Annotated in this window: 10 protein-coding genes and 1 pseudogene; 8 read left to right on the top strand and 3 right to left on the bottom strand. The window is 62.4% G+C overall.

All coding sequences use genetic code 11. The features are described 5' to 3' along the window. Nucleotides 1-266 precede the first annotated feature (266 nt). Nucleotides 267-1,168, bottom strand: a pseudogene (locus NKJ17_RS26200) (LysR family transcriptional regulator). 103 nt (nt 1,169-1,271) lie between these two features. Between NKJ17_RS26200 and NKJ17_RS26205 the strand changes: the two are divergent. Next, on the top strand, nt 1,272-2,261 hold the full coding sequence (locus NKJ17_RS26205) for a zinc-dependent alcohol dehydrogenase family protein (protein ID WP_352509568.1): 990 nt from the start codon (nt 1,272-1,274) through the stop codon (nt 2,259-2,261). A gap of 17 nt (nt 2,262-2,278) precedes the next feature. Here NKJ17_RS26205 and NKJ17_RS26210 read toward each other — a convergent pair whose 3' ends face one another. Continuing rightward, nucleotides 2,279-3,181, bottom strand: a complete 903-nt coding sequence (locus NKJ17_RS26210; protein WP_352509569.1) for a LysR substrate-binding domain-containing protein — start codon at nt 3,179-3,181, stop codon at nt 2,279-2,281. A 91-nt stretch (nt 3,182-3,272) separates the two neighbouring features. Between NKJ17_RS26210 and NKJ17_RS26215 the strand changes: the two genes are divergently transcribed. The 6 genes from NKJ17_RS26215 (at nt 3,273) to NKJ17_RS26240 (ending at nt 9,753) form a co-directional block, all read left to right on the top strand. Then, nucleotides 3,273-4,823, top strand: a complete 1,551-nt coding sequence (locus tag NKJ17_RS26215; protein ID WP_352690781.1) for a trimethylamine methyltransferase family protein — start codon at nt 3,273-3,275, stop codon at nt 4,821-4,823. A gap of 41 nt (nt 4,824-4,864) precedes the next feature. After that, a complete protein-coding gene (locus NKJ17_RS26220) occupies nt 4,865-6,514 on the top strand; it encodes an ABC transporter substrate-binding protein (RefSeq protein ID WP_352690786.1) in 1,650 nt (549 codons plus the stop codon). Between the two features lie 105 nt (nt 6,515-6,619). Then, entirely contained in the window at nt 6,620-7,099 is a 480-nt protein-coding gene (locus tag NKJ17_RS26225) for a DUF3828 domain-containing protein (RefSeq protein WP_352690791.1), read from the top strand. 4 nt (nt 7,100-7,103) lie between these two features. Then, complete coding sequence (locus NKJ17_RS26230; protein ID WP_352690796.1) at nt 7,104-7,661, top strand: hypothetical protein; 558 nt, start codon at nt 7,104-7,106, stop codon at nt 7,659-7,661. An 11-nt stretch (nt 7,662-7,672) separates the two neighbouring features. Then, a complete protein-coding gene (locus NKJ17_RS26235; protein WP_352690799.1) occupies nt 7,673-8,857 on the top strand; it encodes a mandelate racemase/muconate lactonizing enzyme family protein in 1,185 nt (394 codons plus the stop codon). Nucleotides 8,858-8,880: 23 nt separating this feature from the next. After that, complete coding sequence (locus NKJ17_RS26240) at nt 8,881-9,753, top strand: alpha/beta hydrolase (protein WP_352690805.1); 873 nt, start codon at nt 8,881-8,883, stop codon at nt 9,751-9,753. 14 nt (nt 9,754-9,767) lie between these two features. On the opposite strand, the gene queF is transcribed toward NKJ17_RS26240, so the two are convergent. After that, on the bottom strand, nt 9,768-10,229 hold the full coding sequence (queF, locus tag NKJ17_RS26245) for a preQ(1) synthase (protein WP_023674394.1): 462 nt from the start codon (nt 10,227-10,229) through the stop codon (nt 9,768-9,770). A 114-nt stretch (nt 10,230-10,343) separates the two neighbouring features. Here queF and NKJ17_RS26250 point away from each other — a divergent pair, with 114 nt between their 5' ends. Further along, a complete protein-coding gene (locus NKJ17_RS26250) occupies nt 10,344-12,389 on the top strand; it encodes an oxidoreductase (protein WP_352690808.1) in 2,046 nt (681 codons plus the stop codon). Nucleotides 12,390-12,521: the final 132 nt, after the last annotated feature.

A 12,521-nucleotide genomic window follows, 5' to 3' on the forward strand; every position in this document is an offset into this window, starting at 1 on the left:
AGGCCAAAATCTGAAGCGAATGGCCGTTGGAGGCGACATTTGGACGTCATCCTAGATTACTTAATGGTAAAGTTCGCTCGATGGATACAGCGTCGAAAGAGTCGTATTGCAAGAGTAATTTTGTTCACTATTTGGACAATTATTTCAATATCGCTAACAGTTGTTCTGGTTTACCTCCTGTATATTCGAAATCTTACCATATAGATTATTGTTCAATCGTCGGGTCGTTCTCGAGGAAATCCGCGCAGCTGACCGCGAGCGTGCCTTCAACTCATGAGCTTGGGCAGCGCTGCCGCCAGTGCATCGACGGCAAGGCGGACTTTCATCGGCAGATGAGGCGTCTGCAACCAAAGGGCATGAACGTCGTAGAGAAACCGGGATTGTTCCGCCAATAGCAGGACAAGCGCGCCCGCCTGGATGCGCCGGCGAACCAGCCAGTACGGCAGCCAGGCGAGCCCCATGCCGGCGGCCGCGGCATCGGCGATGGCATCGAGATCGTCGAGCCGCAATCTGCTGACGGGCCGGATCTCCATCGCGGGCTGGCCGTTGCGCGGAAACAGCCACGGCTGAACGGCGCGCCCGGAACGGCGGTAGATGATCGCGTGATGGCGGCCCAGGTCATCTATTTCCTGCGGCTGGCCGTGGCGGTCGAGATAGGACGGCGACGCGCAGACGACCATGTGCTGGCGCGCGATGCGACGCGCCATTACCCCGGCCTGGTCCTCCAGGTCGCCCGTTCTAATGGCAAGATCGCAGCCGTCCTCGGCGAGGTCGGCGAGGGCGTCGCTGAACGACAGGTCAAGTTCCAGCGCCGGATATTGCTGCGCAAGCCCGAACAGGATCGGGGCAACGCAGCGCCGGCCGAAATGCACCGGCATGAGCACGCGCAGCTTTCCGCGCGGTTCGGCAAGCTGGTCGGAGCGAGTGCATCCGCGGCCTCCGCTTCGGCAAGCACCAGCCGGCAGCGTTCGTAATAGGCGCGCCCGAAATCCGTCAGGCTTTGGCGGCGCGTGGTCCGGTTGATGAGGCGCACGCTCAGGCGCTCCTCGAGAAACCGGACATGCTTGCCGACCATCGGCCCGGACAGATCGAGAGCGGCCGCCGCGGCCGCGAACGAGCCCAGATCGACGGCTTTGACGAACACGGCCATGCTCGTAAGGCGATCCATATTCAAAACCTATAGTTTCTGCTGATCTACTCAAGCGGCTATTTATCCGCCTGATCGCCGCTGGCATAGGTGATTCAGTTCAAATATTTTGGAGTTGTGACCGATGACGCGTGTCGTTCGTTTTCATGAGCTTGGTGGTCCCGAGGTTCTGCGCATCGAGAATGTCGACATGCCTGCGCCCGGGCGAGGCGAGGTCCAGATCCGTGTCAAGGCGTTGGGTCTCAACCGGGCCGAGGCGCTGCTCCGTTCAGGCAGATATATCCAGACTGCGCCGTTGCCTTCCGGTCTTGGGCTTGAGGCCGCTGGCCTCGTCGAGATGGTGGGCGAAGGCGTGAGCGGTTTTGCGCCGGGCGATGCCGTCAGCATCGTGCCGCCATTGTCGATGGTCCGCTGGCCTGCCTATGGTGAGATTGCCACATACCCCGCCGAGCTCGTCGTCAAGCACCCGCCGGCGCTGAGCTGGGAAGAGGCCGCCGCCGCGTGGATGCAATATCTCACGGCCTATGGTGCGCTGATCGACATTGCCAAACTTGGCAGGGAGGACGTTGTCGTCATCACCGCGGCATCGAGCAGCGTCGGACTTGCGGCGACCCAGATTGCCAACCTGATTGGCGCGACCCCGATCGCGGTCACACGGACGTCCGCCAAGAAGCGGGCTTTGGTTGCGTTCGGCGCGGCCCACGTCATCGCTTCGGCAGAGGAGGATCTGGAAGCCAGGCTGAAGCAAATCGCCGGCCCGGACGGCGTGCGCGTGGTGTTCGACGCCGTCGGCGGTCCGATTTTCGAGCCTCTGACGGCAGCGATGGCACCGGGTGGCATTCTCATCGAATATGGCGGATTGAGCCTCGACCGGACACCCTTTCCGCTACCTGCAGTGCTGGCGAAGACACTGACGCTGCGCGGTTATCTCATGCATGAGATCGTGCGCGATCCGGTCCGGCTGCAGGCCGCCAAGGCGTTCATCCTTGACGGACTAAGCTCGGGTTCGCTGAAGCCGGCAATCGCCAGAACCTTTCCGTTCGACCAGATCGTCGAGGCGCATCGTTATCTAGAAGCGAACGAACAATTCGGCAAGATCGTCGTGACGGTTTGACCGGGCATTTATCGGCATCACGCCTGCGCTGCCAGCCAGTCCCGCACCTTGCGGGCGTTGTCGCTGAGCTCGCGGTTCCTCGACCAGATGACATGAAAGCCCTTGCCGGTCGTCATCGCGTGGCCGGTGACGCGCACCAGCAGCCCTGATGCCAGCAGCCGCTCGGCGAGGTGACCCCAGCCGAGCGCGATGCCTTGCCCTTCCATGACTGCCTGGATCACCAGCGCATAGTCGTTGATGCGCAAGCCACGTCCGGCATCGGCGATGTCGACACCGGCCGAGGCGAACCACTCGTCCCAGCTCGCGGCCTCGCGAAACGGCTCTTCGAGATGGATGAGGCGGTGCGATTGAAGGTCCGCGACACGCTCCGGCAGCCCGAACCGGGCCACATAACTCGCGCCGGCAACGGGGAATATCACTTCATCGGCCAGCGGCAGCGAATGATAATCCGGCCATTCCCTGGGCTCGCCGCCGCGGACGCCGAGCGGGATGTCCTCGGCGATGATGTCGAGATCGCGGTCGGCGGTCTGGATGCGCAGGTCGATGCCCGGTAATTCGTCGCGAAACTGCTGCAGGCGCGGCATCATCCAGAATGAGGCGAAGGCCGTCGAGGCGGCGAGCGTCACATGCGCGCCGACGGCGATCTGGCGCAGATCCTCCGCCGACTTGCGGATGTGCGACAGGCCGAGCGAGACGTCGGCATGGAAGCGGTCGCCGGCCTCTGTAAGGCTGACTTGCCGATGGCGGCGCTGGAAGAGTTTGGCGCCGAGCTGTTCTTCGAGCCCGCGGATCGCATAGGAGACGGCAGCCTGCGTCATGCCGAGCTCCCGTCCGGCGGCGGTAAAGCTCGACAGCCGCCCGGCGGCCTCAAAAACGATCAGGCTGCCCGCCGACGGCAGCAGGTGGCGCAAGCTTCGCATAAGCTGACCTTATACAAGAGATCAGGATTTTCCAGCGTCACAGCTGCATTTTGTCTGGCTAGATTGGTCGAGACAGGAAGATGGAGCCTCCATGAACGCACCGGCCGTTGAAGTGAGCGAACATACCAATCGTCGCGCGGGTGGCCGCCTGGGGCGCAAGGCGCTGCGAGGCGCACCCGTTGCGTCATTTCCGACCCTGGTCCGCAAGATTCCGGTGTATCAGATGGTTCCGGACGAGGCGGTGGAGCTGATCCACCAGGAATCGCTCTCGATCCTCGAAGAGGTGGGATGCGAGTTCCGCGACGACGAGGCGATCGCACTGTGGAAGGCGGCGGGCGCCGATGTCTCGGAGACAAGGGTCCGCATCGACCGCGCCCTGCTGATGGAGCTCATCTCGAAGGTCCCGTCGGAATTTACGCTCAATGCGAGGAATCCCCAGCGTTCCGTACGTGTGGGTGGCAACAACTCCATCTTCGTGCCGATGTATGGGGCGCCATACGTGCGCGACCTCGACAACAACAGGCGCTACGGCACACTCGCCGACCTCAACAATTTCCACAAGCTCGCCTACATGGCGCCGGCGCTGCACTCGTCGAGCTCGATCATCTGCGAGCCGATGGAAATTCCAGTGCCGAAACGTCACCTCCACATCATCCATTCGGCGCTGAAGCACTCCGACAAGCCGTTCATGGGTATCGTGACGTCCAGGGATCGAGCCGAAGACACGATGGCGATGGCGGGCATCGTGTTCGGCAAGGACTATGTCCGCGACAACCCGGTCCTGGTGGCGATCACCAACTGCAATTCGCCGCTGGTCTGGGATGCCACCATGCTGGACGCGATGAAAGTCTATGCGCGCCACAACCAGCCGCTGATTCTCGCGCCCTTCGCCCTTTGCGGCGCCTCGACTTCGGCCTCTGCCGTCGGTGCGGTCGCGCAGGTCAACGCCGAAGCGCTGGCGGGCGTCGCGTTCACACAGCTGTTGCGTCCGGGTTCGCCGCAGATCTACGGACAGTTCATGGTGACGGTCGACATGAAGACCGGCGCTCCCATGGGCGGCACGCCGGAGGCGGCCCAGATGATGTATCTCATGGGCGCGCTGGCGCGGAAGTATCGGCTGCCGTGGCGCACGTCCGGTTTCCATGTCGGCTCGAAGCTGAACGACGCCCAGGCGGGCTACGAGGCGAACATGCTGATGCATGCCGCCATCCTTGCCGGCGCCAACTACATCTGGCACTCCGCCGGTTGGCTCGAGGCCGGCCTGACCTGCGGCTATTCGAAATTTGCCACCGACTGCGAGCAGCTTGTCGGCTGGTACAAATATGCTGGCGGGTTGCCATTCGACGATTTCAAGGAGGCTATGGCGGCTATCCGCGAGGTCGGACCGCAGGGCCATTTCCTCGGCACCCAGCACACGCTCGAACATTTCGAGTCCGCCTTCTTCATACCGAGCATCATGGACTTCAATTCGTTCGAACAGTGGAAGGCGGAAGGAGCAAAGGACCACGACACCCGCGGCCGCGAGAAAGCGCGCAACATGCTCGCCGATTACGAGGAGCCGAAGCTCGACGAGGGCATCGCCGATGGTCTCAAAGATTTGATTGCGCGGCGCGAGGAGAAACTGCCGGACAGCGTTAGTTGATAACGGGCGAAGACCCGATGGGAACCATAACGGAGGAAAAAATGACACTCTTCAGAAGCAACGGTGATCGCGTACCGAGCGCCATCGAAGCGATGGCCAGCGAGGCTCGTGCAGGTCGTGTCGACCGGCGCGAGTTTCTGGCGCTGGCAAGCGCCTTCGGCGCATCGACGGCCTTTGCCTACGGCATGATCGGCCTTGCCGTCCCGCAGCGGGCTTTGGCTGAAGAGCCGAAGAAAGGCGGCACGCTCCACGTTTCGATGTCGGTGAAGGCACAAAAGGATCCGCGCACCTACGACTGGGTGGAACTCGCGAACATTTCACGCTGCTGGCTGGAGCCGCTTGTCCGCTACACCCGCCAGTTCACTTTCGAGCCGGTTCTGCTCGAAAGTTGGGAGGTCAACGACGACGCCACCGAATATGTGCTGCATGTTCGCAAGGGCATCGCCTGGAACAACGGCGATGCTTTTAGTGCCGAAGATGTGGTCTACAATCTGACGCGCTGGTGCGAGAAGGCTGCCGCCGGCAATTCGATGGCCGCGCGCGTCGGTGCGCTGATTGATGCAAAGACCGGCAAGGCCAGGGAAGGAGCGATCACCAAGGTCGACGACAACACGGTGAAGCTGAAGCTGAACGAACCGGACATCTCGCTGATCCCGAACTTCACCGACTATCCGGCGCTGGTGGTCCATCGCAACTTCGACGCCGACGGCGCCAATCCGATCGAGAAGCCGATTGGCACCGGGCCGTTCGAACTGGTGTCTTATGCGGTCGGCCAGAAAGCGGTCGTCAAACGTCGTGAGACTGGCAAATGGTGGGGTGGTGAAGCGCTTCTCGACGGCGTCGAATTCATCGACTACGGAACCGATTTCAACGCCTCGATAAATGCATTCGACTCCGGCGAAATCGATCTCAACTTCGAGACGCCTGCCGACTTCATTGACATCCTCGACAAGATGGGGCTGGTGAAATCGGAGGTCGCGACAGCGACCACGCTCGTTGCCCGCACCAACATCACGCACAAACCCTACGATGACAAGCGGGTCCGCAACGCCCTCCAGATGGCCGTCGACAACAATGCGGTGCTCGAACTTGGCTATGCCGGGCGAGGCACCGTGGGTGAAAATCACCACGTCAGCCCGATTCATCCGGAATACTACGCGCTGCCCAAGAAGACACGCGACGCCGCGGGCGCCAAGAAGCTGATGGCGGAGGCCGGGCGGGCCGACTTCGAGCATGAACTGATCACCGTCGAGGACGATTGGCAAAAGAACACCGGCGACGCGATTGCCGGCCAGTTGCGCGATGCCGGGATCAAAGTGAAACGCACGGTGCTGCCGGGTTCGACCTTCTGGAACGACTGGACGAAATATCCTTATTCCATGACCATCTGGTACATGCGCCCGCTTGGCGTCCAGGTGTTGGCGCTCGGCTATCGCACCGGCGAGGCCTGGAACGAAACCGGCTACTCGAACCCTGATTTTGACGCCAAGCTCAAGCAGGCTCTCTCGCTCATCGACGTCGAGAAGCGCCGCGAGGTCATGAAGGACATCGAGCAGATCCTGCAGGATTCGGGCGTCATCATTCAGCCGTTTTGGCAGAAGCTGTTCAGCCACATGAACGAGAAGGTGAAGAACTACGGTGTCCACCAAACCTTCGAGATGGATCTCCAGAACGTCTGGCTGAACGCCTGAGTTGCCAGCAAAGGACGCGTTGCAGGATTTCATGGACCGCAAGAAAGCCGACGGGCAAGATGCGTGGTACTGATAGCTTCCGTCAGTGAACAATCGGGGACACGCATGAAACTGCCACTTTTTGTTGCCGCGCTTTCGATGGCCTTGCCGGCGGCCGCGTTTGCCGGCCCCGCTGCCAACGCCGTGAAGTTCTTCTATGTCCCGTCGGTCAAATTCGAGGCCGATGCACAATATCGCGACCGCTTCACCGCGCCAGTGACGAAACTGTTCGAACTGAACGACAATGCGGCAAAGAACCATCCGGATGAAGTTCCCTGCATCGACTTCGCCCCTGGTCTCGATGCGCAGGACTATGACGAAAAGACCGTGGCCAAGACGCTGACGCTGGCCGAAACGCTGGATGGCGACAGCGCCGAGGTGACGGCGACCTTCAACCTTTTTCCGGAAGGGGATGATTCCAAACGCGAAATGGTCTGGTCGTTGAAGAAGATCCACGGCCAGTGGAAGGTCGCCGACATCACCTCGAAGACCAGCGGCTGGACGCTGAGTGCGCTCGAATGCCTGGCCGGGCAGTCGCCGGAGTGATGCCGTGCTCCGCTGCCATTCCTGGCTTTTGGCGACTGCGTGCCTGCTGACCGGATTGAGCAGCGCCGCCGCTCAGGGCCTGTTCGGCGCGCCGCCCGCAAACGCTCCGGCCGACAGTGCGGCACCTCCGCCGGCAGTGTTGCCGCCGCCAGAAAACGCGCCGGCCACACCCGTGCAGCCGGGCTCGCCGACCGCGGTGGTGAAGCCGTTCTACGAGCATGCCGGGCTCGAGGTCGATCCGGCTCAGCGGGGCCATTTCACCGACCCGGCAAAGTCGGTGCTCGACAAGAGCGACGCGCTGCGGAAGTCGGGGCAGGGCGAATGCCTCGATCCCAACATGGCGCTCGACAATTCCGAATACGACAAGGCGGAGATCGACAAAAGCCTGAAGACCATCGAAGCGATCAAGGGCGACGAGGCCAAGGTCGTCGTCGCCTTCGTCGTCGCCGGCAACCCGCACCGGCTGGAGTGGAAATTCAGGAAAGTCGATGGCGACTGGAAGATATCGGACCTTCTCTCGGTGACCGGCGAATGGGCGCTAAGCCAATACCAGTGTGAGTGAGAACGGAACCGATGAAGATCACCAACATCCGCGTCACCCACGTCAACGTCCCGCTCGATGCTCCGTTCTGGTGGACGGCTGGTCTCTACGGCGGCGCCTCGAAATCGATCATCGAGGTCGAGACGGACGAAGGCGTGGTCGGACTGGGCGAGGCGCCATGGTGGCATTTCGGCGAGGTGATCAAGGCCGAGATCGCGCCGGCGCTGATTGGCGCCGATCCGCTCGACATCGCCGACTGCGAGGCGCGCTGTGTGCCGCCCTGGCAGATCACCGCCAACACCGGCGAGAACGCAGCCACGGTGGCGTTCGGCGCCGTCGACCTGGCGCTGTGGGATATAAGAGGCAAGGTCTTCGGTATGCCGCTCTATAAGCTGCTCGGCGGCGCGGTGCGCAAGGACATTCCGTTTTCGGAATATTTCGCCTTTCGCCCCGCTCAAGGCGGAGCCGGCGGCGAGATGACCGCCGAAGCGATCGTCGACTACTGTCTCGGCATGCGAGAACAGCACGGCTCGACGATCTTCGAGGGCAAGCTGATCATGGGCGATCCCGAGCTCGAGATCAGGACAGTGCGCATGCTGCGCGAGGCGCTTGGCGACAAGGCGCAGATCAAACTCGATTCCAACATGCAGTGGTCGCTAACCACAGCGCGCTGGGTACTGCGCGAGATCGAGCCGTTCAACATCCGCAATTACGAGGATCCGGTCGCGACCTTCGAGGAGATGGCGGCGCTGCGCCAGCATTCGCGCATTCCGTTCTCCACGCACATCCCGGATCTCAGGCGGGCAGTCGCGCTCGGTGCGCCGGATTACTTCGTCTGCAATTTCGCAGCACTCGGCGGATTGTCGAAAACTCTGAAATTCATCGCCGCCTGTGAGGCGATGGGCAAGGGGTTCTGGTGCTATTCGAACGATCTCGGCATCATGACATCGGCTTATTTGCACGTCGTGGCGGCGACACCGTGGATCACCGAAGCATCGCAGTCGCTGTTTCGCTGGCAGATCGGCGATGTCATCAAGGACGGCCCATTCCGGCAGACCGGCAATACGGTGCGCGTGCCGGAGGGGCATGGCCTGGGCGTCGAACTCGATCCGGCTTCGATGAAGCGCTGGGCGGGCCACTTCGCCGAACACGGGCCGATGGGCCATTTCAGCGACCCGAATAATCCCAGCCGCTACCGGCGGCTGCCGCTCAACTGATGCGAAGTGCACGTGACCGATCGATGAGAAGAGGTCCTGTCGTGGTTGCTTTATTCGCGGCGGTTTGCGTCCTGGCCTGCGCTGTCAGCTGGGAGGCAGGAAGCCGCGCGGTGGCCCGCGTGCCTCGGCAAAGCTTCACGCTGCCTGTGGGGTTACCGGTGGAGCGCAGCGTTCTGAAGCAGGAGGGCGCGCCCGACCTTGCCGGTTGGGTGGCGGATCGGCAGGACAGTTGCGGAACAATCGTGCTGTTACACGGACGCGGTTCAAACAAGCTGGCCATGGTTCCAAGAGCGAACCTGCTTTTCGAAAGCGGCTACTCGATCGTGCTGTTCGATCTGTCGGGACATGGCGAAAGCGGCGGCGATATCAGAGGCTTTGGTTACATCGAACGGCAGGACGCCAGTCGCATCCTCGCCTTTGCGCGGCAACGCTTCGCTGGTCGCAAGGTGGCGGCCATCGGTTCGTCGCTCGGTGCGGCTGCTTTTGTGTTTGGCGCTCAGCAGGAGCATGCCGATGCCTATGTCCTGGAGCAGCTCTACGCGACTTTGCTGGAAACCACGGCGTTGCGAGCGCCCTTGCCTATATTACGCGACGTACAGGCGACCGTCCTCTTGGCGCAGATGCAGCTCCGCCTTGGCTTCGGGGTAGAGGATGTCAGGCCGGTCGATCGCATCGGCACGATTGATCGGCCGATCTTGCTGCTAGCAGGCAATTCGGATCCGTTTGTCGCTCGCAGCCAGACACTGGCGTTGAAAGATGCGGCGGGCGCTCACGCAAAGCTGGTGTGGTTCGACGGCGCGCCGCATGTCGATCTCTATCGCTATGACCAACAGCGGTACCGCGACGCGGTGATGCCTTTCCTGGAGACCAACCTGTGCCGGACCGGGATCAGATGAGCCGCTCCGTCCGATTAGCCGCGCCCGCGATAGGGGGCGACGCCGGTGTCGGGCAGCCACACACCTTCCGGCGGTGCGCCGGTTTGCCAGAACACGTCGATCGGAATGCCGCCCCGCGGATACCAATAGCCGCCGATGCGCAACCACAATGGCTTTGTCGCGGCGATGATACGGCGACCGATCATGACGGTGCATTCTTCATGGAAGGCGCCGTGGTTGCGAAACGAGGTCATGAACAGCTTGAGCGACTTCGATTCCACCAGCAGCGCATCGGGTGCGTAGTCGATGACGATATGGGCGAAGTCCGGCTGGCCGGTGACCGGGCAGAGCGAGGTGAATTCCGGGCAGGTGAAGCGAACGATGGCCGGCGGGCCGTCGCCGCGCGAAAACGGCACGGTTTCCAGGACGGCCGCTTCAGGGCTCTGTGGCGCCTCGACGTTGGTGCCGAGCTGGGTGAGGTTTTTCGTATCGGTCATGAGCAGGTTCCTTGCTGCATGTCGCCCAAAACTGCGCAGCGATTTTGGGACAGCGACATGCGTAAAAACAAAAATTTGCCGCTCATTAGCACAATTTGAAACAGCAGGAAGACGATGACTAGCAACGACCCGCTCCTCCAGCCCTATCAGCTCAAGCATCTGACGCTGAAGAACCGGGTGATGTCGACCAGCCATGAGCCGGCCTATTCAGAGGACGGCATGCCGAAGGAGCGGTACCGGCTCTACCATGCCGAAAAGGCCAAGGGCGGCATGGCGCTGACCATGACCGCCGGTTCGGCGATCGTCTCGCGCGACAGCCCGGCCGCTTTTGGCAATCTGCATGTCTATGACGACCGCATCGTGCCTTGGCTCGCCGAGCTGACCGACGCCTGCCACGAGCATGATTGCAAGGTGATGATCCAGATCACCCATCTCGGCCGCCGTACCGGCTGGAACAAGGCCGACTGGCTGCCGGTGCTGTCGGCCTCGCCGGTGCGCGAACCGGCGCATCGCGCCTTCCCCAAGACCATCGAGGACTGGGACATCGAGCGCATCGTCGCCGACTACGCGGCGGCCGCCCAGCGCTGCCAGGCTGCCGGCCTCGACGGCATCGAATTCGAGGCCTACGGCCATCTGATGGACGGTTTCTGGTCGCCGGCCACCAACCAGCGCGACGATGATTTCGGCGGCTCGCTCGACAACCGCTTGCGCTTCACCGGCATGGTGCTCGACGCGGTGCGGGCGGCGGTCGGCCAAAAATTCGTCGTCGGCATCCGCATGGTCGCCGACGAGGATTTCGAGAAAGGCCTGTCGAAACAGGAGGGCGTCGAAATCGCCAGGCGGCTGGCCGGATCCGGCAAGGTCGATTTCCTCAACATCATCCGTGGCTCGATCGAGACCGATGCCGCGCTGACCAAGGTCATCCCGGTGACCGGCATGCGCTCGTCACCACACCTCGACTTCGCAGGGGAGGTGAGAGCGGCGACGAAATTCCCGACCTTCCATGCGGCGCGGATTTCCGACGTCGCCACCGCGCGCCACGCCATCGCCACTGGCAAGCTCGACATGGTCGGCATGACGCGTGCCCACATTGCCGACCCGCATATCGTCAAAAAAGTGATGGAGGGCCGCGAGCACGAGATCCGCCCTTGCGTCGGCGCCACCTATTGCCTCGACCGCATCTATGAGGGCGGTGAGGCACTGTGCATCCACAATGCGGCGACGGGCCGCGAGGCGTCGATACCGCATACTATTCCGAAAACCGAGGGACCGAAGCGGAAGGTGGGCGTCGTCGGCGCCGGCGCCGGCGGACTGGAGGCGGCGCGCGTCGCCGCCGAACGTGGGCACCAGGTGACGGTGCTGGAAGCATCGAGCCAGGCCGGCGGCCAGGTGCGGCTGGCAACGCAGAACCCGCGCCGCAAGGAATTGATCGGCATCATCGACTGGCGTCTGGCCGAACTCGACCGGCTCCGTGTCGAGATCCGCTACGATACCTGGGCGGAGAAGGACGACGTGCTGGCGCTGTCGCCCGACGTGGTGGTGATCGCCACCGGCGGGCTGCCGCAGAACCCGCCTCTGACGGCGGGCGACGATCTCGTCACTTCGAGCTGGGACATCATGGCCGGCAGCGTCAAGCCGGCCGAGAATGTGCTGCTCTATGACGACAATGGCGGCCATCAGGGCATGGGTGCTGCCGAACTGATCGCCAATAGCGGCGCCAAGCTGGAGCTGGTCTCACCGGAACGCTTCTTCGCCCCGGAAATGGGCGGGATGAACCATGTGCCCTACATGCGCGCCTTTCAGGAAAAGGGTGTCACGGTGACCATCAACACACGGCTGCGTTCTGTGCGGCGCGAGGGCAACCAGCTGATCGCCGAGCTCGCCTCCGACTTCGCCTATGGCTGGCGCGGCGAGCGGCGGGTCGACCAGGTGGTGGTCGAGCATGGCACGCTGCCGCTCGACGATCTCTATCTGGCGCTGAAGCCGCTGTCGAAGAACGCCGGCGCGATCGATTACGAAAAACTGGTCAATGGCGGCGACATCTTCCCCGTGCGCAATCCGCAAAGTGGCTTCGTGCTCTTCCGCATCGGCGACGCAGTTGCCTCGCGTAACATCCATGCCGCAATCTATGACGGCATCAGGTTCGGCTTGCGGATCTGAGGAATATTTTGGATTGATTGGTGGCGCGCAGCCGAACCTCCGTACGGAGAGCCACCACGGTACTTTGGTCCGGGCTGCGCGCCGCGCACGCCGCCGGCCATCGCCGGGCACCGTACGATCTTGCGATTGCGG

The sequence above is a fragment of the Mesorhizobium sp. M0208 genome (genome assembly GCF_040322015.1).
Classification (GTDB): domain Bacteria; phylum Pseudomonadota; class Alphaproteobacteria; order Rhizobiales; family Rhizobiaceae; genus Mesorhizobium.

What these genes read in the sequence shown, in the direction of transcription:
- NKJ17_RS26205 (WP_352509568.1), top strand. Translation starts at nt 1,272, where the DNA reads ATGACGCGTGTCGTTCGTTTTCATGAGCTTGGTGGTCCCGAGGTTCTG.
- NKJ17_RS26210 (WP_352509569.1), bottom strand. Translation starts at nt 3,181, where the DNA reads ATGCGAAGCTTGCGCCACCTGCTGCCGTCGGCGGGCAGCCTGATCGTT.
- NKJ17_RS26215 (WP_352690781.1), top strand. Translation starts at nt 3,273, where the DNA reads ATGAACGCACCGGCCGTTGAAGTGAGCGAACATACCAATCGTCGCGCG.
- NKJ17_RS26220 (WP_352690786.1), top strand. Translation starts at nt 4,865, where the DNA reads ATGACACTCTTCAGAAGCAACGGTGATCGCGTACCGAGCGCCATCGAA.
- NKJ17_RS26225 (WP_352690791.1), top strand. Translation starts at nt 6,620, where the DNA reads ATGAAACTGCCACTTTTTGTTGCCGCGCTTTCGATGGCCTTGCCGGCG.
- NKJ17_RS26235 (WP_352690799.1), top strand. Translation starts at nt 7,673, where the DNA reads ATGAAGATCACCAACATCCGCGTCACCCACGTCAACGTCCCGCTCGAT.
- NKJ17_RS26240 (WP_352690805.1), top strand. Translation starts at nt 8,881, where the DNA reads ATGAGAAGAGGTCCTGTCGTGGTTGCTTTATTCGCGGCGGTTTGCGTC.
- queF (WP_023674394.1), bottom strand. Translation starts at nt 10,229, where the DNA reads ATGACCGATACGAAAAACCTCACCCAGCTCGGCACCAACGTCGAGGCG.
- NKJ17_RS26250 (WP_352690808.1), top strand. Translation starts at nt 10,344, where the DNA reads ATGACTAGCAACGACCCGCTCCTCCAGCCCTATCAGCTCAAGCATCTG.